We start from the raw sequence: 20302 nt of genomic DNA, 5'->3' as shown, positions 1-20302 counted from the left end.
GTGAAGGCCATCCGTCGCTTCTCCGTACGCCCCGTCCTCCCCGAACCCCTCCGACCCCTGCACGAACTGGCGTTCAACCTGCGCTGGTCCTGGCACCCCGACACCAGGGAACTGCTGCGCTCCGTCGACCCGGCCGGCTGGCAGGCCGCCGGCGAGGACCCGGTGCGACTGCTCGGCTCCGTCGACGCCGACCGGCTCGCCGAGCTCGCCACCGACCGCGGCTTCCTGCGCCGCCTCGACCTGGCCGCCGGCGACCTCGGCGACTACCTGACGGAACCCCGCTGGTACCAGGCGGCCGACGCCCAGAGCGGCGGCGAACTCCCGCGCGCCATCGCCTACTTCTCACCCGAGTTCGGCATCACCGCCGCCCTGCCCCAGTACTCGGGCGGCCTCGGCATCCTCGCCGGCGACCACCTCAAGGCCGCCAGCGACCTCGGCGCCCCCGTCATCGGCGTCGGCCTCCTGTACCGGCACGGCTACTTCCGGCAGAGCCTCTCGCCCGACGGCTGGCAGCAGGAGCACTACCCCGTCGTCGACCCGCACGAGCTGCCCCTCACGCCGCTGCACGAACCGGACGGCGGCCCGGCCCTGGTGCGGCTCGCGCTGCCCGGCGGCCGCACCCTCACCGCCCGGATCTGGCAGGTGCGGGTCGGCCGCGTCCCGCTGCTGCTGCTCGACTCCACCCTCGCCGAGAACGGCCCAGCGGAACGCGACGTCACCGACCGGCTCTACGGCGGCGGCGGCGAACACCGGCTCCTCCAGGAGATGCTGCTCGGCATCGGCGGCGTCCGCGCGGTCCGCGCGTTCTGCCGGATCACCGGCCACGCCGAGCCCGAGGTCTTCCACATGAACGAGGGCCACGCCGGCTTCCTCGGCCCCGAGCGCATCCGCGAACTCGGCGAGTACGGCGTCGACTTCGACGCCGCCCTGCACGCCGTGCGGGCCGGCACCGTCTTCACCACCCACACCCCCGTGCCGGCCGGCATCGACCGGTTCTCCGAGGACCTGGTGGCCCGCCACTTCGGCGAGGGAGCCGAACTCGCCACCATCGACCAGCAGGCGCTCCTCGGCCTCGGCCGCGAACCGGCGGCCATCGCCGGCACCGACGTCACCGACACCGGCCTCGCGGGCCCCCCGCAGTTCAACATGGCCGTGCTCGGGCTGCGCACCGCCCAGCGCGCGAACGGCGTCTCGCTGCTGCACGGCAGCGTCAGCCGCGCCATGTTCGCCGGCCTGTGGCCCGGCTTCGACCCCGAGGAGGTGCCGATCGGCTCCGTCACCAACGGGGTGCACGCGCCCACCTGGACCGCCGACGCCATGCAACGCGCGCACCACGCCGACCTCGGCGACGCCGAGCTGTGGGAACTCCGCCGCACCCTGCGCGAACAGCTCGTGCACGAGGTACGCGCCAGACTGCGCGCCGCCTGGCGGCAGCGCGGCGCGGGACAGGCCGAACTGGGCTGGGTGGACGGCGTCCTCGACCCCGACGTCCTCACCCTCGGCTTCGCCCGCCGCGTCCCCTCCTACAAGCGGCTCACCCTGATGCTGCACGACCGCGACCGACTGCGGTCCCTGCTGCTGCACCCGGAACGCCCCGTCCAGATCGTGGTCGCCGGCAAGGCACACCCCGCCGACGACGGCGGCAAGCGGCTCATCCAGGAACTCGTCAGGTTCGCCGACGACCCCGAGGTACGGCATCGCATCGTCTTCCTCCCCGACTACGGCATGGCCATGGCCCGCTCGCTCTACGCCGGCTGCGACGTCTGGCTCAACAACCCGCTGCGCCCGCTCGAGGCGTGCGGCACCTCGGGCATGAAGTCCGCGCTCAACGGCGGCCTCAACCTCTCGGTGCGGGACGGCTGGTGGGACGAGTGGTTCGACCCCGACTTCGGCTGGGAGATCCCCACCGCCGACGGGCTGGCCGCCACCGAACCGGAACGGCGCGACGCGCTGGAGGCCGCGGCGCTCTACCGGCTGCTCGCCGAGCAGGTCACCCCCTGCTTCTACGACCGGGGCCTGGGCGGCGGAGGCGTGCCGACCCGCTGGATCGAGATGGTGCGCGCCACCCTCGACCGGCTCGGCCCGCTGGTGCCGGCCGAACGGATGCTGCGGGAGTACATCTCCGACTACTACGCGCCGGCGGCGCGCGCCCACCGGGCGCTGACCGCCGAGGCGGCCGGCGAACTCGCCGCGTACGCGGCGCGCATGCGGCGGGAGTGGCCGCGGGTGGCCGTCGACCACGTCGAACCGGGCGCAGAACCGCCGACACTCGGCGGCACGGTGTCCCTGCGGGTGCGGGTGGCCCTCGGCGACCTGGAGCCCTCGGCCGTCGAGGTCCAGGCCGTGACCGGGCGGGTCAACGGGGACGACACGCTGGCCGATCCGGTCTACGTCTCCCTCAAGCCGGAGGGCGGCCCCGACCTCTCGGGGCGCTGGACCTACACCGGCGAGCTCCCCCTCCACCGGACCGGCCCCTTCGGCTACACGGTCCGCGTCCTCCCGGCGCACCCGCTGCTGGCCGCCCGCCCCGAACTGGGCCTGACACGCCTCCCGGACGGCGAGAACGCACTCCTGGCGGAAGCCTGAACGCTGCCGCTTGGCGGGCGGCGGAGCCGCGCCCACCCATCCGCCCTTGGCGGGTGGCCTCGGCGCGGCATCGGCGGCGCAGCCGCCGAGGTCGGCCCCGGCGGACGCCGGCCCGCTACCGCGCGAAGCGCGCACAAGGGCGGGTGGGTGGGGGAACTCCGCCGTTGGCCAAGCGCGCCGAGCCTAGGGTCTGTCTGATAATTCCCGGTGGATCAGCGAGCGGCGGATGGCGCCCGGCTGGCAAGGCGCCGGATCGCAGCTCGTACTTGGCCGTACTCGCGCGATTCGGCAACGCAGCCAGGCGGGATGCCAGCCGTCGCGAGCCCGCCGGGGATTGTCAGACAGGCCCTAGGCCAGGCTGTCGCGCCAGGCGCGGTGGAGGGACGAGAACCGGCCCTCGCCGGCGATCAGTTCATCAGGGGGGCCGTCCTCCACGATGCGGCCGGCGTCCATGACCAGCACCCGGTCCGCGATCACCACCGTGGAGAGCCGGTGCGCGATCACCATCGCCGTCCGGCCCTGGAGGACCGTCACCATCGCGTCCTGCACCGCCTTCTCGCCCGGGATGTCCAGCGAGGACGTCGCTTCGTCGAGGATCACCACCGACGGGTCGGCCAGCACCACCCGCGCGAACGCCACCAGCTGCCGCTGGCCGGCCGAGATGCGGCCGCCCCGCTTGCGGACGTCCGTGTCGTAGCCCTCCGGCAGCGAGCTGATGAAGTCGTGCGCGCCGATCGCCTTCGCGGCCCGCTCGATCTCGTCCCTGGTCGCGTCCGGCTTGCCGAGGGCGATGTTCTCCGCGACCGTCCCGGAGAACAGGAACGCCTCCTGGGTCACCATCACCACCCCGCGCCGCAGCTCCGGCATGCTCAGGTCCCGCAGGTCCGTGCCGTCGAGCAGCACCCGGCCCTCGGTCGGGTCGTAGAACCTGGCGAGCAGCTTGGCCAGCGTCGACTTGCCCGCGCCCGTGGCGCCCACCAGCGCCGTGGTCTGACCGGCCGGCAGCGTCAGCGAGAAGCTCGGCAGTACCTCGCCGCCCGTCCGGTAGGCGAAGCGGACGTCGTCGAAGAGCACCTCGCGGCCCGGCTGCCCCGCCGCGCGGGCCGGCAGCTCGACCGGCCGCTCCGGCTCGGGGACGTCGGGTCGCTGGGCCAGCAGCCCGGCGATCTTGTCCAGCGAGGCCACCGCCGACTGGTAGTTGTTGAGGATCATCGCGAAGCGGTCCAGCGGGTCGTAGAGCCGCCGGATGTAGAGCGCGCCGGCGGCCAGCGCGCCGAGCTCCAGGTCGCCGGAGGCCACCCGCTGCGCGCCCCACAGCACGATCCCCGCCACCGCGACCGCCGCGATCAGCCGGGAGAGCACCACGAACCTGGCCATCTCCAGGATCGTGTCGCCGTTGACCCGCTCGTGCGTGCGGTTGAGCCGCTCGAAGTCCTCGTCGTTGGCCTGCTCACGGCGGAACGCCTTCACCGGCCGTATCCCGTTGAGCGTCTCGGAGAACTTGACGATCACCGCCGCGATCGCCGTCGACCGGCGCAGGAAGCGCTCGGCCGAGCGCTTCCTGAAGCTGCGCACCAGCAGGTAGAGCGGGACGAACGAGAGCAGCGCCGCCCCGCCGAGGCCCGGGTCCAGGTAGAGCAGCAGGCCGCCGATGTAGACGATGGACACCAGGATGTTGAGCATCTCCTGGAGGCCCTCGTTCAGCAGCTCGCGCAGCGACTGGACGTCGCTGGTCGAGCGGGAGATCAGCCGGCCCGAGGTGTAGCGGTCGTGGAAGTCGAGGCTGAGCGCCTGGGCGTGCCGGTAGATGCGGCCGCGCACTTCGAGCAGCACGTTCTGGTTGATCCGGGCCGAGATCCGGATGAACACGGCCTGCAGCACGCCGGCGCCCACCGCGCACAGCAGATAGGCCACGGCGACGGCGATCAGCGGGCCGTTGTCGTCCTCGCGCAGCGCGGGCACGCCGCTGTCGATCGCGTAGGCGACCAGCAGCGGCACGGCCTGCACCGCCGCCTGCTGGGTGAGCAGCAGCACGGCGGCGAGCACGACCCGGCCCCGGTAGGGCCGCAGCAGCGAGCCGAGGAGGCCGCGCGAGGCGCCCTTGGGCGACGGGAGGGTGTCCTGGGCCAGCGGGTCGGACTCGGCCGCCGGCCGCTCGTCCCGCTGCTTCTCGTCCGGGGTGTCCAGGGTGGTGGTCATCGCGCGGCGACCTCGCTGTAGGCGTCGTGTTCCTCGGCGCGCTCACCGGTCATCAGGTGCCGGTACTCCGCGTTGCCGTGCAGCAGCTCGGTGTGGGTGCCGACGGCGGCGATCCGGCCGCCGGACAGCAGCGCGACCCGGTCGGCCAGCTGCACGGTGGACGGCCGGTGGGCGACCACCAGCGCCGTGGTGGTGGCCAGGACCTCGCGCAGGGCGGCCTCGACCCGGGCCTCGGTGTGCACGTCGAGCGCGGAGAGCGGGTCGTCGAGCACCAGGAAGCCGGGCTGGCCGATGACGGCGCGGGCCAGCGCCAGGCGCTGCCGCTGGCCGCCGGAGAGGCTGAGCCCCTGCTCGCCGACCTGCGTCTCGCTGCCGGCCGGCAGCGCGCCGACGAAGCCGTCCGCCTGGCTGACCCGCAGCGCGCGCTCCAGGTCCTCGTCGCCGGACTCCGGGCTGCCCATCCGCACGTTCTCCGCGACGGACGCGGAGAACAGCGTCGGCTCCTCGAACGCGACGGCGACCCGTCGCCGCACCTCGTCCCGCGACAGGCCCGCGATGTCGACGCCGTCGAGGGTGATGCGGCCCTCGGTGACCTCGTGCAGCCGGGGGACCAGGGCGATCAGCGTGGTCTTGCCACTGCCGGTGCCGCCGACCAGGGCCATGGTCTCGCCCGGTCTGATGTGCAGGTCGACGCCGTCCAGCACGGGCGGGCTGTCGGGCGGCGCGTCCGGGTAGCGGAAGACGACGTTCTCGAAGCGGAGGCCGTCCCGCCGCTCCCCCACGGCGGGCGCGCCGGACGACGGCGCCGCGTCGGCCGGTATCTCGACGTCCATCACCTCGAAGAAGCGGTCGGTCGCGGTGGCCGCCTCGTTGCACAGCGCCAGCAGGAAGCCGATGGACTCCACCGGCCAGCGCAGCGCCATGGCGGTGGTCATGAACGCCACCAGGGTGCCGGCGGTCAGCGCGCCGTCGGAGACCTGGACGACGCCGATCACCAGCGCGATGCCGAGGAACAGCTCGGGCAGGCTGAGGATGACCAGCCAGATCGCCGCGAGCAGCCGGGCCTTGTGCAGCTCGGTGTCCATCAGCTGGCGGGACAGCTCCCGGAAGGCGCGGGCCTGGCTGCGGTGGCGGCCGAAGCCCTTGATGACCCGGATGCCGAGGATGGACTCCTCGACCACCGTGGTCAGGTCGCCCGCCTGGTCCTGCGCACGGCGCGCGACCACCGAGAACCGCTGCTCGAAGAGCCAGCAGACGACGATCAACGGCACGACGGGCGCGATCAGCACCAGCCCGAGGCCCCAGTCCTGGGCGAGCAGCACGCCGAAGCCGATGAGGATGGTGGCGCTGTTGACGATGAGGAAGGTGAGGCCGAAGGCCAGGAACATCCGCAGCAGCTGCAGGTCCCCGGTGCCCCGCGAGAGCAACTGCCCGGTGGGCCAGCGGTCGTGGAAGGAGACCGGCAGCCGCTGCACGTGCCGGTAGAGCGCGGAGCGCATGTCCGCCTCGACGCGGGTGAGCGGGCGGGCCACCAGCCAGCGGCGCAACCCGAACAGCGCGGCCTCGACCACGCCGACCACCAGCAGCACCAGGCCGCCCAGCCACACGCCGGCGCTGTCGCCGTCGCTCACCGGACCGTCCACGATCCACTTGAGCACCAGCGGCATCACCAGGCCCATGCTGGCGGCCACGATGGCCACCCCGGCGGCGGAGAAGACCCGCGCCCTGACCGGGCGCACATACGGCCACAGCCGCAACAGGGATCGGACGACGGAACGTTTTCGGGCTGGGGCATCGGCTGTGGCAGACATCGCTATCGAGCCTACGGACCGGCACTGACAGTTCCCACGGGTTTTCGCCCTAGGTCGGATGGCGGAGCAGCCTTGGACCCGCGGGCCGGGCGACTGTCGGTGCGGGTGCTTAGGGTGTGCGACATGAGTCAGCTGACACGGATGCGGGAGCTTCGGGACCTCCAGGCGGCGCTGCGGACGGCGTCCGACATCGCCTTCGACCAGGAGGCGCCGGCGGGGGAGCAGGCCGAGGTGCTGGTGGACGCGTTGCGGCGGGCCCTGACGGCCGCGCAGTCGCTCAGCGAAGGGCCGGGCGAGACGGGCTGCCGGGAGCATCCGCGGGGTGCGGTCGATCCGCTGTACGGCGACAAGGACGACCCGCTGCCGGCCGGCTGGGGCCGCTGCCTCCTCTGCAACGACCGCCGTCGCCGCGCGACCCGCGCGGCGAGGCGCGCGTAGCGCGACCGGCGCTCCGCGCCGGCGGCTTCGCCGCCGTCGGGTCTCGCCGGCACGGCCGGCGGCGAAGCCGCCCGGGCGCGCAACGCCACCGCGCCCGGCCCGGCGCGCAGCGCCGCTCGCGCGCAGCGCGCGAAAGGGGTGGGTGGGCGGGGGGAAAAAACACCGGCGCGGAGCGCCCAGGCGGTCGCGTCGCCTCACGCTCAGCGCGCAGCGGTCCGCATCTCGAACCAGACCGACTTCCCCCACGGCAGCAGGTCGACGCCCCACCGGTCGGCCAGGGTGTCGACGAGGAAAAGGCCCCGGCCCGTGATCACGTCCATCTCGCGGACCGGCAGCAGGCAGGGAAGCGCCCGGGACGGGTCCTTGACCTCGACCCGGACCCAGCCGCGGCGGCGGCGGATCCGTAGGCCGAAGGCGGGGGCGCCGGCGTGCTGGACCGCGTTGCCGACGAGTTCGGAGACCAGCAGCACCGCGTTCTCCGTGAGTTCGGCCGGCAGCAGCCAGCGGGTGCCGAACTGTTCTCGGGTCAGCCTTCTGGCGATCCCGGCGGACTCGGGACGGGACGGAAGCCGCACCTCCTGGACCGACGGATCAGCGCCGACGGGTTCCAGGGCCGCGTCGGTCAGTTGCTCCTCGCGCATGAGGTCCCGCATGGGGGTGTCCGCCGCTGCTGCCATGCCCCCCATCATGGCGTGCATATGCCCGGAGCGTGGGCGGTTCCGGGGGAAGTGCCCCCGCGGGGTGAGCGTGGTTTCTCAGTCGCGCGGCCAGAACCTGGCCTTTCCCGGCCCTTCCTCGACGAAGCTCCGCATGCCGTACTCCCGGTCCCGGGTGGCGAACAGGCCGGCGAACCAGGAGCGTTCGATGGTGAGGCCGGTGTCGATGTCGGTTTCGAGGCCGCCGTCCACCGACTCCTTGGCGGCCCGCAGCGCCATCGCGGGCCCGGTGGCCAGTCGGGCGGCCCAGTCGTGGGCCTCGGCCAGCACCCGGTCGGCCGGCAGCACCCGGTCGACCAGGCCGATCGCGAGTGCCTCGGGCGCCGTCACCTGGCGGCCGGTGAAGATGAGGTCCTTGGCCCTGGACGGGCCGACCAGGCGGGCGAGCCGCTGGGTGCCGCCGGCGCCGGGGATGAGGCCGAGCAGGATCTCCGGCTGGCCGAGCTTCGCGTCCTCGGCGGCGAACCGCACGTCGGCGCAGAGCGCCAACTCGCAGCCACCGCCCAGCGCGTAGCCGGTGATCGCGGCGATCACCGGCTTGGGCAGCCGGGCAATGGCGGTGAAGGCGTCCTGGAGGCCGCGCGAGCGCGCCACCATCGCCTCGTGGTCCATCGCCCGCATCTCCTTGATGTCGGCCCCGGCCGCGAACGCCCGCTCGCTGCCGCGGAGCACCACGGCGCGCACGTCGTCCCGTTCCGTCACCTCGTCGGCGAGTTCGCGCAGTCGGTCCTGGGTGGCGATGTCCAGCGCGTTGAGTGGCGGACGGTCGAGTCGGATGGTGCCGACGCCGTCCGCCACCTCCAGATGAACGGTCATGACCGCCAGGCTAGTCAGCCCCGGTCACACGCCCCAGTCCTCCCAGGCCATGTTCCAGCCGTTGAGGCCGTTGTCGGGGGCGATGACGTCGTCGTTCGAGTTGACGACCTCGACCACGTCTCCGATGAGCGAGTTGGCGAAGAACCAGGCGGCCGGGGTGTCCGGGTCGCCGGCGCCCCGTACGTCGCGCAGGCCGACGCAGCCGTGGCTGGCGTTCTCGTTGCCGAAGACGTCGCCGCCCCAGTAGTTGCCGTGGATGAAGGTGCCCGAGGTGGACAGCCGCATGGCGTGCGGCACGTCGGGGATGTCGTACTCGCCGCCGTAGCCGACGGTGTCGCCGTTCATCCGGGTCTCGACCAGCTTCTCGGTGATGACCATCCGGCCGTTCCAGGTCTCGTAGCCCGGGGCGCCGGTGGTGACCGGGATGGTGCGGATGGACTCGCCGTCCCTGACCACGTCCATGGTGAGGGTGTCCACGTCCACGGTGCTGATCTGGCTGCGGCCGATGGTGAACGAGACGTCCTCGCGGGCCGTGCCGTAGACGCCGGGGGCGCCCTCGACGCCGCGGATCCGCAGCCGCACGTCGACCTCGGTGCCGGGCTCCCAGTACTCCTCGGGCCGGAAGTCGATCCGCTGGTTCCCGAACCAGTGGCCCCTGACCTCGACCGGCGGCTCGGTCACGATCTGGATCGCGTCCCGCACCTCGTCGGTGTTCTCGATCGGCGTGTCGAAGGTGACCGAGAGCTCCATGCCGACGCCGACCTCGGCGCCGTCGGAGATGTTCCAGTTGCTGGTGAAGGTGGATCCGGCCGCCAGCGTGGTGAAGCCGGTGGTCCTGGTGGCCTCGGTGCCCGCCGCGTTCTCGCCGACCACGGCGACGGTGTACTCGGTGTCGTTGGCCAGGTGTTCGGTCGGTTCCCAGCCGGTCGCGTCCTCGGTGAGCTCGCCCGCCACCTCGGTGCCCTCGGGGTCGGTGACCCGCACCTCGGTGAGGGTGCCGTCCTCGGCGCCCACCCGCAGTTCGCCGGAGGTGGGCACGTCCGTCGCGCCGTCATCGGGCGCGATGGATATGGATACTTCGGCCGCCTCGGTCGGCCCGTCGTCCGGATCGGCGTCCCGGCCCTGGCCGCCGCCCCCGCTGCACGCCGTGACCGTCAGCAGCAGTGCCCCCAGCAGTGCCGCCGTCGCCCCCGAGACTCGTCTTCTCGCACGCCGCGTTCTCAATTTGTTTCGCTTTCTCCCTCGCGCGCGACATACCGCGCGCCGCCCCTCTGTGTGGCCAGGTAATCACATTGTTGCCGGTGGGAATCCCCGACTCCTGTCACCGTTCCGCTGCAGACGGCCTGGTCGTTGCCGTCGGACGCTCCCTGCGCCGTGGCAAAATGCGCATCCCCGGCATTCGGGGTGTAGGGACCAGTGGAAGACCGAGCGGAAGAACGACGGGAGGGCCGCCGTGCGCCACGCACCCCAGCCCGGGCCTGCCGACGTCTGGCCCGGCCGGCCGGAACCGCTCGGCGCCCGGTTCGGCCCGGGGCCCGACGCGGTGGAGGGCACCAACTTCGCCCTGTGGGCGGGCGGCGCGGACGCCGTCGAGCTCTGCCTCTTCGACGACGCGGGGCACGAGACCCGGCACCGGCTCACCGAGCTGACCCACGAGATCTGGCACGGCTTCCTGCCCGGCGTCCGCCCCGGACAGCGCTACGGCTACCGGGTGCACGGACCCTGGGACCCGCTCGCCGGCGACCGCTGGAACCCGGCCAAGCTGCTGCTCGACCCCTACGCCAGGGCGGTGGACGGTGAGTTCGACGGAACGCCGGCCGAGGTGTACGGCCACGACCGCGACCACCCGGCGGCGGACCTCGCGGACACCCTGCGCGACGCGCGGGACTCGGCGCCGTTCGTCCCCAAGGGCGTGGTGGTGCCCGACCTCAAGACCCCGCCCCCGGCCGCGCCGCGCCCGCGCACCGACTGGGCCGACTCCGTCATCTACGAGCTCCACGTGCGCGGGTTCACCATGCGCCACCCCGGCGTGCCACCCGAACTCCGCGGCACCTACGCCGGACTCGGCCACCCCGCGGCGATCGAGCACCTCACCCGACTGGGCGTCACCGCCGTCGAGCTGCTGCCCGTCCACCAGTTCGCGCACGACGGGCGTCTCGTCCGCCGCGGCCTGCGCAACTACTGGGGCTACGACTCCATCGGCTACTTCGCCCCGCACGCCGGCTACAGCGCCTCCGGCACCCGCGGCGAACAGATCGGCGAGTTCCGCGCCATGGTCGACGCGCTGCACGAGGCCGGCATCGAGATCATCCTCGACGTCGTCTACAACCACACCGCCGAGGGCGGGGAGCAAGGCCCCACCCTCTCGCTGCGCGGCATCGACAACGCCGGCTACTACCGGCTCGCCGCCGACCCTCGCCACTACACCGACTACACCGGCTGCGGGAACACCCTGCACGTCGTCCGGCCCCACGTGCTGCGGCTCATCACCGACTCGCTGCGCTACTGGGTCACCGAGATGGGCGTCGACGGCTTCCGCTTCGACCTGGCCGCCGCCCTGGCCCGCGCCATGCACGACGTCGACATGCTCTCGCCGTTCCTCGCCGTGATCGCCCAGGACCCGGTGCTGCGGCGGGTCAAGCTCATCGCCGAACCGTGGGACGTGGGCAGCGGCGGCTACCAGGTCGGCGCCTTCCCGCCGCTGTGGACCGAGTGGAACGACCGCTACCGCGACACCGTCCGCGACTACTGGCGCGGCGCGCTGCCCGAGCTCGGCGACCTCGGCTACCGGCTCTCCGGGTCGAGCGACCTCTACGCGGGCAGCGGCCGCCGCCCCTACGCCTCCGTCAACTTCGTGACCGCGCACGACGGGTTCACCCTGCGCGACCTCGTCACCTACGAGCGCAAGCGCAACGAGGCCAACGGCGAGGACAACCGCGACGGCAGCGACGACAACCGCTCCTGGAACTGCGGCGTCGAGGGCCCGACCGACGACCCCGGCGTCGCCGCGCTGCGCCGCAGACAGCAGCGGAACCTGCTCACCACGCTGCTGCTGTCCACCGGGGTGCCGATGCTGCTGGCCGGTGACGAGCTCGGCCGCACCCAGGCCGGCAACAACAACGCCTACTGCCAGGACAACGAGGTCGGCTGGCTCGACTGGGCGTCGGCCGAGGACCCCGAGTGGCGCCCGCTGCTCGACCTGACCAGGCGGCTGATCCGGCTGCGCCACGACCACCCCGTGCTGCGCCGCCGCGCCTTCTTCTCCGGCCGCCGACACGGCCCGGCGGGACTGCGCGACCTCGGCTGGTTCACGGCCGACGGGCGCGAGATGACCGAGGCGGACTGGAGCGCGCCGAGCGCCACGTTGGGCATGTTCCTGTCGGGGCGTGACATCCCGGGGCGTGACCCGGCGGGCCGGCCGATCGTCGACGACAGCTTCCTGCTGCTGCTGCACGCCGGCCCCGAGCCGCTCGACTTCCCGCTGCCGGGACCGCCCTGGGCGTCCGCCTACCGGCTGCTGGTCGACACGGCTCGCGAGGACCAGGACCTGGCGCCCCACACCACCCACCCCGGTGGCGGCACGCTCCGACTCCAGGACCACTCCGCACAGTTGCTCCGGGCCGAGTGACGTCCCGGAAGTATTGCAGGACCGACACAAAGCCGGCTGTGGCGCGTGCGGTGTCAGTGGCAGTGCGTAGTGTGCTGTTCAGCCGCCGACGCCGGCGGCCGGGCACTCAGAAGGGGAACAGCCAGCCATGGGTATCGACTTGTCGAAGGGGCAGGCCATCAGCCTGCAGAAGCAGGACGGCGGCTCGCTGAGCGCCGTGCGGATGGGGCTCGGCTGGCAGGCGGCGCCCCGGCGCGGGCTCTTCAGGTCCCGCACCCAGGAGATCGACCTGGACGCCTCCGCGGTCCTCTTCGCCGACAAGCAGCCCGTCGACGTGGTCTTCTTCCAGCACCTGGTCAGCGACGACGGCTCCGTGCGGCACACCGGCGACAACCTGGTGGGCGGCGCCGGGCAGGGCGGCGACGACGAGGCGATCCTCGTCGACCTGCCGCGGGTTCCGGTCCACATCGACGCCATCGTCTTCACGGTCAACTCCTTCACCGGCCAGTCCTTCGCCGAGGTGCAGAACGCGTTCTGCCGCCTGGTCGACGAGACCACCGGGCAGGAGCTCGCCCGCTACACGCTGACCGGCGGCGGCGACTACACCGCGCAGGTCATGGCCAAGGTGACCCGCCAGGGCGCCGCCTGGCAGATGACCGCCATCGGCGAGCCGGCCAGGGGCCGCACCTTCCAGGACCTGATGCCCGCGCTGGTGCCGCACCTGTAGGGCGGTCGGCGCCACCGGTACCATCCGGGGCTCCGGCCCTTCGGGGCGGGCACAACAGACAGCGGCGAACACACAGCGCGAGCGAGGAAACGACAGGGGGCGCGGCGATGGCGGCCGAGCTGATCCGCGGGCAGAACCATCCACTGACCGACACCCGACTCGAGATCCGGGTGTCGGCCGGGCAGCCGGTGTTGGCCGGGGTGACGCTCAACGACGACCAGGGGCGGATGCGGGAGGCGGCGTGGATAGCGCACCCGGCCTCGCCCCGGCTGCCGGGCATCGAGGTGTCCCGGCAGGCCGCCGCCGACCACCGGCTCGCGGTCGACCTCGACGCGCTGCCCGAGGCCGTGCACCGGGCGAACGTGCTGCTCGCCCTGCCGTCGGGGGTGGGCGGCCCGGCCAGCTTCGGCTCGGTGGCCGCGCCCACCATCGCCGTCACCGGCCTCGACGGCACCGAGATCGTCCGCTACACGGTCACCGACCTCGCCACCGAGTCGGCCATCGTCGCCGTCGAGCTGTACCGGCGCGGCGGCGGGTGGAAGGTGCGCGCCATGGGGCAGGGGTACTCGGGTGGGCTCGCGGCCATGCTGGAGGACCAGGGCCTGCCGCAGGCGCGGGAGTTGGCCACCACCATCAACGAGGCGGTGGCCAGCGGCATGGCCCGCTCCGTCGCCACGCCCCCGCCTCCGCCCCTGCCCTCGCCGGGCCAGGGGGCCGCCGTCACCCCGCCGTCAGGGCAGCCGGACCAGCCGGTCGCCGGGGACGCGGCCGGGCACACCATGGAGGAGCGGCTCTACAACCAGGTCTGGGGCATGTTCGAGGACCTGGCGAGGACGACGGCCGCCTACCGCAGCGCGGTCGACTTCGCCGACTCCCGGATGGAGCGCGAGCTCGACCAGGTGCTGTCGGACCCGGCCACCCGGGTCGGCCCGGCCGCCGACGCGGCCCGCGTCCAGGCCCGCGCCAAGCACAGCCAGCTCGTCGACCAGGCGCGCGCCAACTTCGAGCGGGACGTGGCGCAGCTGGTCGCCGAGTCGGAGGTGGTCGAGCCGGCGCTGCCGCCCGCCTTCGCCCGCTGGGACAACCCGGTCTGGCAGGCGTACCAGGTGCCGGGCCAGACGCCGATGGCGCTGCGGCTCGGCGACCTCAGCCTGCCGGAGCGCGCCGACCTGCGGATCCCGATGCTGGTGCGGCTGCCGCTCCAGCGGGGGCTGTGGATCGACTCCGGGCGGCGCGTCGCCGCCTCGCCCGAGGCCGCCGCGGTGGACGCGGACGGCCTGCGGCGGCTGGCCGCCGAGACGGCCACGGCCGTGGTGGCCAGGGTGCTCGCGGTCCACCCGGTGGGCGCGTTCAACGTGCAGGTGATCGACCCGGCGGGCGCCGCGGCCGGCGCGCTGGAGCCGCTGCTGAGCACCGGCGCGCTGCGCGAGCCGCCGGCGGTCGGCCACGCGGGGGTGCGCACCGTCCTCGACCGGCTGACCCAGCGCGTCGACCTGATCCAGATGGCCGTGCGCAGCGGGGCGGTCGACTCGCTGCCGCCGGACCTGGATCCGGCGGAACAGCTGCTCGTCGTCCACGACTTCCCGCACGGCTTCGACGACCGGGCCATCACCCAGCTGCGCTACCTCGCCGACGAGGGCCCCTCGATAGGGGTCAACCTGATCATGGTCGCCGACCGGGACGACGCCCGGGCCTACGGTCCGGTGCTCGACCCGCTGTGGCGGGCCCTGCTGCGGATCACGCCGGTGCCGGACGACCACCTCGCCGACCCCTGGGTGGGCCACTCCTGGACCTACGAGCCGCCCCTGGCGCCGGGCAACAGCCGGGTGGTCTCGCAGGTCCTCGAGCACCTGGCCGTCGCCCGGCAGCGGTCGGCGTCCTGAGCGCGGCCGTACCGGAGACAGGTCCTCACGCCGTCGGGAGAGCCGCACCTCCTCGATGTCGAGGGCGGTCTGCACCTGGCGGAGCACGGTGTCGTCGATGCGCTGCTGGTCGCGGAGCCTGAGCACCGTGGCCCGCTTGCGCGGGCCAGCAGCGCCAGGCGCAGAAGAGCAGCAGCACCACCTCGGGCGGCAGGTGGACCTGCCGCAGCGCGGGCACGAAGCCCAGCAGGGCGCCCCGGGCGATGCCGCTGCTCAGCAGCTGACCAGGCGGGCCCCCGGATCCCGGTTTCTCAGGGCGCCATGAGCGGGTGGACGCTGCCGGCGGCGGCCAGCGCCCGGTGCAGGGCGAGCTCGGCGGTGGGCGCCTCGGTCAGCAGGAGGCCGGTGCAGCCGCGCTGGTCGTCGAGGTGGTGCACCCGGTCGCCGGGGGAGAGGGTGGGGTACCACTCGGGGTTGCCGGGGAAGGCGGACAGGGCGTCAAGGCCTGACCAGCCGGTGAGGGTGCCGGCGGTCGGCGGGTAGACGAGGACGAAGCCGCTGGCCGGGCCGGCGTCGCGGGGCGCGTCGAGCAGCCCGGGGCGCCGGCCGAGGGTGGTGTCGATCAGGGCGTCGTAGACGTTGACCCCCAGCCGGCGGCACAGCGCCTCGCCGACCAGCGCGCCGCCGATCCGCCGGTTGATCTCGACGAGTTCCGGGCCTCGCTCGGTGAGCACGAACTCGACGTGTGCGAACCCCGCCTCATGCCCGACGGCGGCCAGCAGCCGGCCGATCCACTCCTCGACGCCGGCCGCCTCGGGACCCGGCAGGGCCACCGGGAAGGAGGCGGCCTCCTCGCGGACGGCCGGTTCCGGCGAGACCAGCCGGCTGCACACGCCGAGCAGCCTGGTGCGGCCCGCCCAGCTCAGGGTCTCCGCGCTGTAGAGCGGCCCGGCCGCCAGGGGTTCGGCGAACAGGCCGCCGCGCAGCGGGGTGCCGGCGGCGGCGGTCAGGGCGGCGCGCAGCGCGGCCTCGTCGCGCACCAGCCAGACGCCGCGCGACGAGGTGCCCGCGGTGTCCTTGAGTACGGCGGGCAGCCCGATCGCGTCGAGCACGGTCGCGGCGTCGGCCGCCGGGTCCTCGCCGGTCAGGGGTCTGGCGGGCAGCCGGCTGAGGCCGCGGTCGTGCAGCAGGGCGCGCACCGCCGCCTTGTCGCGGACCAGCCGGACGGCCGCCGGCTCTGGGCCCGGCAGTCCGAGCCCGGCGGCGAGGTCGGCGGCGACCACACCGAAGGTGTCGGTGGAGTTGATCAGCCCGGCCAGGTCGGGGATCCCGGCCAGGGCGGCGGCGCTCGCGGCCGGGTCGAGGGTGTCCACGTCCACGACGTCGAAGGCTCCCCGGGCGTCGGGCGGAAGGTGCGCCAGCTCGTGCCGGTAGACGGCGCGGTCCGCGGTGAGCAGGACGAGCCGGTGCCCGGCGTCGGCGGCGGCCGCCACGATGCGGCCGAGTCCGAAGGAGAGCAGTTCGAGCGCGGCGATGGTCATGGCGCGTCCTCCAGGACGGTGACGTGGGGCGCGTGGCGGGCCTGTTCCGGAGCGTCGGCGCCGCGCCAGGCCATCACCGACCAGGGCGGCGCGAGGTCGGCGAGCCGGGTGACACGGCGCGGCCGGAGCGCACGGGCGTCCGGCATCTCGCGGTGCCGGGCGAAGGCCCGCTCCACGTAGCGGTGTCCGGTGTCGGGTCCGATCACCAGGTGGGTCCGCTCCGGGTGCTGGGTCGCCTCCCAGCCGGCGGCCAGGTAGGCGGCGCCGGTGGACAGGCCGGCGAAGACCGCGTGGTCGCGCAGCAGCCCGACGGCGCCGGCGGTGGCGTGCCGGAAGTCGATCCAGTGCAGGGTGTCGTAGAGCCGGTGGCGCACGTTGCCGAACGGGATGGCGCTGCCGATGCCGGCGATGATCGCCTCGGGGTCGCTCAGGTGGTCGCTGCCGAAGGTGACGCTGCCGAACGGCTGGAGTCCGACGAGCCGGACGTCGAGGCCGTGCCGGCGCAGCGGCAGCACGAGGCCCGCGGTCGAGGCGCCGGTGCCGACCGCGCCGACCACGGTCAGCGCCTGGCCCGGCAGCGCGGCGGCCACCAGGTCGGCGAACTCCTGGTAGCCGGCGTAGTGGACGGGGTCGTGGTACTGCCGCATCCAGTGCGTGCCGGGCCGCTCGGCGAGGATCTCGTGGACCCGCCGCACTCGCCGTTCCTGGTCGAGGCGGAGGTCGTGGGAGGGCGGCATCTGGTCGACGGTGGCGCCGAGGATCTCCAACTGGACCCGCATGGTGGCGTCCACGGTGGTGGAGGCGACGATGTGGCAGTGCAGCCCGTACCGGTGGCAGGCCAGGGCGAGGGCGAGCGCGTAGATGCCGCTTGAGCTGTCGATCACGGTCCCGCCCGGGCGGATCGTGCCGCGCTCCAGCAGGGTGCGCACGGCGCCGAGCGCCGCGTAGACCTTCAGCGTCTCGAAGCGGGCCAGCAGTGTGTTGGGGGTGAGGCGGACCAGGTCGGGGGCTTTGACGGCGTCGCTGATGTGCTCGTGGACCGGGGCGCCCATGGCGGTCACCGGGCGGCGGCGCGGGTGCCGCGCACCACGAGCCGCTTCGCGTGCTGGTCGTAGGGGGAGGCGTCGAAGCCGCCGTAGCAGGCGACGTCGACGAAGCCGGCCGCCTCGAACAGCGCGCACAGTTCGGCCCCGCTGTAGAGCCAGCTGCTGATCGACGCCTCGCGCGCGGTGCCGCCCCTGACCAGCGTCCAGTCGGTGCGCAGCCGGCGCCAGCCGTCCAGGACGGTGTCGCGCTGGACGACGTAGCCGCCGTCCTCCAACTCCACCAGCTGCGGGCGGCCGATCCAGCCGGCCAGCACCTCCTTGCCGAGCACGTCCACGATGAGCTGCCCGCCGGGCACCAGCGAGTCGTGGGCGTTGCGCAGCACCCGGGCGTTGTCCGCGGGTTCCTCGAAGTAGCCGAAGGAGGTGTAGACGTTGAGCACCACGTCGAAGGATTCCGGCTCGGTGAACGTCAGCATGTCCGCGCTTATCAGGCGGGGCATGGGAACACCGGCCCGGGCACAGGCCGTTTCCGCGCGTTTCAGCATGGTCGGGCTCAGGTCGACGCCGGTCACCTCGTAACCGCAGCGCGCCAGTGGCACCAGAAACAGCCCGGGGCCGCAGCAGAGATCCAACACCCGGGATCCCCCGGGGAATTCGAACAACGGCGCGCCGGCCACCAGACGTGCGACCTCGTCGGCCCTCCGGGCCGAGAACATCGTGCTGGAGAAGTCCGACCATAAAGTCTCGTCCTCGTACCACCGCATTCGCGGGCACCTCTGTTCCGGGAGAGAGTGAAGGACTTTCATGCCGCGCGGAACGGTAGTTCACGGGCGGTGCGCTGACAAGAGAAAAGGCGTGCGAAAGGGAGAGACGGAAAGGCGGGAACTCGGGGGCCATTTCGGCCGACTACGGGGAGGGGCTGTCGAATTTCCGCCTTCCTTCGCTCGGTGCGGCTTTCTCGTGGTCACTTGTTCAGTCGGGCGCGGCGGGCGCCTGGTTCCCGGACGACCTCCCGATACATCGCAGGGCGAGCAGCCCACCGACGCCGGGGACGAGGGAGCGCCGGCGGGCCGCGGGGGAGGCGGTGGCCTGCCAGGTGACGGCGATGGTCGCGAGGTAGGCCGTGCCGTGTGTCGGGCCGGCCAGCGAGGTGACGGCCTCCGCGTGCACGGTGACGAGGTTGACCAGCAGGAGCGCGAGGGAGGCGGCCTCGACGGCGGCCGCGGCGCGCAGGGTTCGCATCGGGCTCAGACTCCGGTCGTCGATCCGGGGCGCACGATCATCAGGACCACGACGATCGCCCACAGCAGGTTGAAGGTCCCGGTGAGCATGGCGAGCCGGGCCGCGGCGCCCGGGACGACCTCGCCGGCGGGTGCCGCGAGCACGCGCGCCTGGCCTGGCAGGATCGCCGTCGCGAGGAGGGCCGCGGCGATCGCGGTCAGCACGATCGACGCGATCAGCCAGGCGTCGGTCAGCACGCCCAACTGGGCGCCGGTGGCGAGCCCGAAGACCGGGACGAGGATGCCGAAGACCGCGTAGCCGCGGCATATCCGGTGCAGGAGCGCGGCGCCCGCGCCCGGCTCCGGCTCCGGCTCCCGGGCGTAGCGCGGAAAGATCGAGGCGGCCACGGCGACCGGGCCGATGGCCAGGATCGCCGCGAGGACGTGGACGGACAACAGCAGCTTGGCCATCGGGTGGCTCCCCCAAGCACGAGAACTGGACGTATATGTTGGCTGGCAATGCATAGTACGCCAAGTCATTCGCAGTGCGGCCCGGCCACCCCCTCTCCGGGGTTCCTCGGGGGACAAGTACCGGGAAGAGCCGGGGGTTTGCCGGATCGCGGCCCGCCGCTGGACCGGCCGATCCTGGGACGGGGCTCCGGAGCGTCCGGGGCGAGGGGAGGGACCCGATGGCCGCGCACCCGCGCGCCTGGACACCGGCCGGCCGCGCCGCCGGCGGGTACGTCGACCTGTTCGCGCTCGCCGGGATCGCCACCGTCCTCGGCACCCGCGCGTTCCTGGCCCAGGCCGGCTACCCCAAGCTGGGCGGGGGCGGCGGCAGCCTGCACATCGCCCACATGCTGTGGGGCGGGCTGCTGATGGCTAGCGCGGTCCTGCTCATGGTCTGCTTCCTCGGGCACGCCGTCCGGCGCGCCGGGGCGCTCGTGGGCGGCGTCGGCTTCGGCCTCTTCATCGACGAGATCGGCAAGCAGGTCACGGACGAACCCGGCTACTTCTACCAACCGGCCGCCGGCCTCATCTACGCCAGCTTCGCCCTGCTCCTGCTCCTCGCCCGCCTGGTGCGCCGCCGGACGGCCGACCCGGCCCGGCTCACCGCCGAGCGGCGCACCGCGCACGCCGCCGACCTGGCACTCGCCGGCGTCACGCGCGGCCTCACCGCCGAGCAGCGGCGATCCGCGCTCGCCCTGGTCGCGGACTCGGAGCGGGACATCGACACGGCCCTCGCCCGGCTGCTCGCCACGGTGCCGGAGCGCGCCCCCGCCAAGCGCCACCCGGCCCGGGCGGCGGGCGCCGTCCGGGCCCTGCGGCGGCTGGCCGGCACGCGTCTCGCCGCCACGCTCGCCATCGTCTGTGTCGTCACCGAGGCGCTGCTGCTGACCTGTTGGACCCTCGCCGACCTCGCCGGCGGCCGGCTGTCCGGCGACCCACAGGTGGGCGCCAGCGTCGGCATCCTGCTCAGCGCCGCCGTCTCGGCCGCCCTCTGCCTGGCCGGGCTGCTGCGCCTGCGCCAGGACCGGGCGGGCGCGCTGCGGCTGTTCTGGCTGGCCCTGCTCGTCGACGTGCTGGTGGGCCAGGTCTTCAAGTTCACCGTCAACCAGTTCGCGGCCGTCAGCGAACTCGCCTTCGACCTCGGGGCGTTGTGGGTGCTGACCCTCGCCCTGCCGGCGCGGCGCGAGGCGTCGGGGGGGGGCGCCCGCCGCAACGCCCCCCCC

General features: G+C 73.6%; 16 protein-coding genes. 6 read left to right on the top strand and 10 right to left on the bottom strand.

Annotation, left to right across the window (positions count from 1 at the left end; genetic code table 11):
- Positions 1–2586 carry an alpha-glucan family phosphorylase gene (gene glgP / locus ACFWI8_RS22410; RefSeq protein ID WP_387094419.1) on the top strand — a complete coding sequence of 862 codons (2586 nt, stop codon included), beginning with the start codon at positions 1–3 and terminating at the stop codon, positions 2584–2586.
- A 348-nt stretch (positions 2587–2934) separates the two neighbouring features.
- Here glgP and ACFWI8_RS22405 read toward each other — a convergent pair whose 3' ends face one another.
- On the bottom strand, positions 2935–4785 hold the full coding sequence (locus ACFWI8_RS22405) for an ABC transporter ATP-binding protein (RefSeq protein WP_387094417.1): 1851 nt from the start codon (positions 4783–4785) through the stop codon (positions 2935–2937).
- Positions 4782–6596 carry an ABC transporter ATP-binding protein gene (locus tag ACFWI8_RS22400; protein ID WP_387094414.1) on the bottom strand — a complete coding sequence of 605 codons (1815 nt, stop codon included), beginning with the start codon at positions 6594–6596 and terminating at the stop codon, positions 4782–4784. The genes ACFWI8_RS22405 and ACFWI8_RS22400 overlap by 4 nt, the downstream gene beginning before the upstream one ends.
- A gap of 123 nt (positions 6597–6719) precedes the next feature.
- Here ACFWI8_RS22400 and ACFWI8_RS22395 point away from each other — a divergent pair, with 123 nt between their 5' ends.
- On the top strand, positions 6720–7034 hold the full coding sequence (locus ACFWI8_RS22395; RefSeq protein ID WP_387094412.1) for a hypothetical protein: 315 nt from the start codon (positions 6720–6722) through the stop codon (positions 7032–7034).
- Between the two features lie 200 nt (positions 7035–7234).
- Here the strand turns inward: ACFWI8_RS22395 and ACFWI8_RS22390 are convergent, their stop codons facing one another.
- The 3 genes from ACFWI8_RS22390 to ACFWI8_RS22380 all read right to left on the bottom strand — a co-directional run bounded on the left by ACFWI8_RS22390 (position 7235) and on the right by ACFWI8_RS22380 (position 9790).
- Positions 7235–7711, bottom strand: a complete 477-nt coding sequence (locus ACFWI8_RS22390; protein ID WP_387094409.1) for an ATP-binding protein — start codon at positions 7709–7711, stop codon at positions 7235–7237.
- A 78-nt stretch (positions 7712–7789) separates the two neighbouring features.
- Positions 7790–8566, bottom strand: a complete 777-nt coding sequence (locus ACFWI8_RS22385) for an enoyl-CoA hydratase/isomerase family protein (protein WP_387094406.1) — start codon at positions 8564–8566, stop codon at positions 7790–7792.
- A 24-nt stretch (positions 8567–8590) separates the two neighbouring features.
- Positions 8591–9790 (bottom strand): Ig-like domain-containing protein, encoded by a 1200-nt coding sequence (locus tag ACFWI8_RS22380; protein WP_387094404.1) that lies wholly within the window; start codon positions 9788–9790, stop codon positions 8591–8593.
- A gap of 229 nt (positions 9791–10019) precedes the next feature.
- On the opposite strand from ACFWI8_RS22380, the gene glgX reads away from it, so the two are divergent.
- The 3 genes from glgX (at position 10020) to ACFWI8_RS22365 (ending at position 14783) form a co-directional block, all read left to right on the top strand.
- Positions 10020–12194, top strand: a complete 2175-nt coding sequence (gene glgX, locus ACFWI8_RS22375) for a glycogen debranching protein GlgX (RefSeq protein WP_387094402.1) — start codon at positions 10020–10022, stop codon at positions 12192–12194.
- 127 nt (positions 12195–12321) lie between these two features.
- Positions 12322–12900: a TerD family protein gene (locus tag ACFWI8_RS22370; protein WP_387094399.1), complete on the top strand. Its 579-nt coding sequence runs from the start codon at positions 12322–12324 to the stop codon at positions 12898–12900.
- 107 nt (positions 12901–13007) lie between these two features.
- Positions 13008–14783 carry a TerD family protein gene (locus tag ACFWI8_RS22365; protein WP_387094396.1) on the top strand — a complete coding sequence of 592 codons (1776 nt, stop codon included), beginning with the start codon at positions 13008–13010 and terminating at the stop codon, positions 14781–14783.
- Between the two features lie 290 nt (positions 14784–15073).
- Here the strand turns inward: ACFWI8_RS22365 and ACFWI8_RS22360 are convergent, their stop codons facing one another.
- The 5 genes from ACFWI8_RS22360 to ACFWI8_RS22340 all read right to left on the bottom strand — a co-directional run bounded on the left by ACFWI8_RS22360 (position 15074) and on the right by ACFWI8_RS22340 (position 19040).
- On the bottom strand, positions 15074–16303 hold the full coding sequence (locus ACFWI8_RS22360; RefSeq protein ID WP_387094394.1) for an argininosuccinate lyase: 1230 nt from the start codon (positions 16301–16303) through the stop codon (positions 15074–15076).
- Positions 16300–17355 carry a pyridoxal-phosphate dependent enzyme gene (locus ACFWI8_RS22355; RefSeq protein WP_387094391.1) on the bottom strand — a complete coding sequence of 352 codons (1056 nt, stop codon included), beginning with the start codon at positions 17353–17355 and terminating at the stop codon, positions 16300–16302. Before ACFWI8_RS22355 ends, ACFWI8_RS22360 begins: the two co-directional genes overlap by 4 nt.
- Before the next feature lie 5 nt (positions 17356–17360).
- Positions 17361–18113 carry a class I SAM-dependent methyltransferase gene (locus tag ACFWI8_RS22350; RefSeq protein WP_387094389.1) on the bottom strand — a complete coding sequence of 251 codons (753 nt, stop codon included), beginning with the start codon at positions 18111–18113 and terminating at the stop codon, positions 17361–17363.
- 208 nt (positions 18114–18321) lie between these two features.
- Positions 18322–18591: a DUF3817 domain-containing protein gene (locus tag ACFWI8_RS22345; protein WP_387094386.1), complete on the bottom strand. Its 270-nt coding sequence runs from the start codon at positions 18589–18591 to the stop codon at positions 18322–18324.
- A gap of 5 nt (positions 18592–18596) precedes the next feature.
- Positions 18597–19040, bottom strand: coding sequence for a hypothetical protein (locus tag ACFWI8_RS22340; protein ID WP_387094384.1), 444 nt, complete (start codon positions 19038–19040; stop codon positions 18597–18599).
- 218 nt (positions 19041–19258) lie between these two features.
- Between ACFWI8_RS22340 and ACFWI8_RS22335 the strand changes: the two genes are divergently transcribed.
- Positions 19259–20302: hypothetical protein (locus ACFWI8_RS22335; protein ID WP_387094382.1), on the top strand; the 1044-nt coding region annotated here is incomplete at its 3' end.

The sequence above is a fragment of the Streptomyces sp. NPDC127098 genome (assembly GCF_042722465.1).
In the GTDB taxonomy this organism is placed as follows: domain Bacteria; phylum Actinomycetota; class Actinomycetes; order Streptomycetales; family Streptomycetaceae; genus Streptomyces; species Streptomyces millisiae.
This window is presented reverse-complemented; position numbering and strand designations above follow the sequence as displayed.

What these genes read in the sequence shown, in the direction of transcription:
- ACFWI8_RS22405 (WP_387094417.1), bottom strand. Translation starts at nt 4,785, where the DNA reads ATGACCACCACCCTGGACACCCCGGACGAGAAGCAGCGGGACGAGCGG.
- ACFWI8_RS22400 (WP_387094414.1), bottom strand. Translation starts at nt 6,596, where the DNA reads ATGTCTGCCACAGCCGATGCCCCAGCCCGAAAACGTTCCGTCGTCCGA.
- ACFWI8_RS22395 (WP_387094412.1), top strand. Translation starts at nt 6,720, where the DNA reads ATGAGTCAGCTGACACGGATGCGGGAGCTTCGGGACCTCCAGGCGGCG.
- ACFWI8_RS22390 (WP_387094409.1), bottom strand. Translation starts at nt 7,711, where the DNA reads ATGGCAGCAGCGGCGGACACCCCCATGCGGGACCTCATGCGCGAGGAG.
- ACFWI8_RS22385 (WP_387094406.1), bottom strand. Translation starts at nt 8,566, where the DNA reads ATGACCGTTCATCTGGAGGTGGCGGACGGCGTCGGCACCATCCGACTC.
- ACFWI8_RS22370 (WP_387094399.1), top strand. Translation starts at nt 12,322, where the DNA reads ATGGGTATCGACTTGTCGAAGGGGCAGGCCATCAGCCTGCAGAAGCAG.
- ACFWI8_RS22365 (WP_387094396.1), top strand. Translation starts at nt 13,008, where the DNA reads ATGGCGGCCGAGCTGATCCGCGGGCAGAACCATCCACTGACCGACACC.
- ACFWI8_RS22360 (WP_387094394.1), bottom strand. Translation starts at nt 16,303, where the DNA reads ATGACCATCGCCGCGCTCGAACTGCTCTCCTTCGGACTCGGCCGCATC.
- ACFWI8_RS22355 (WP_387094391.1), bottom strand. Translation starts at nt 17,355, where the DNA reads ATGGGCGCCCCGGTCCACGAGCACATCAGCGACGCCGTCAAAGCCCCC.
- ACFWI8_RS22350 (WP_387094389.1), bottom strand. Translation starts at nt 18,113, where the DNA reads ATGCGGTGGTACGAGGACGAGACTTTATGGTCGGACTTCTCCAGCACG.
- ACFWI8_RS22345 (WP_387094386.1), bottom strand. Translation starts at nt 18,591, where the DNA reads ATGCGAACCCTGCGCGCCGCGGCCGCCGTCGAGGCCGCCTCCCTCGCG.
- ACFWI8_RS22340 (WP_387094384.1), bottom strand. Translation starts at nt 19,040, where the DNA reads ATGGCCAAGCTGCTGTTGTCCGTCCACGTCCTCGCGGCGATCCTGGCC.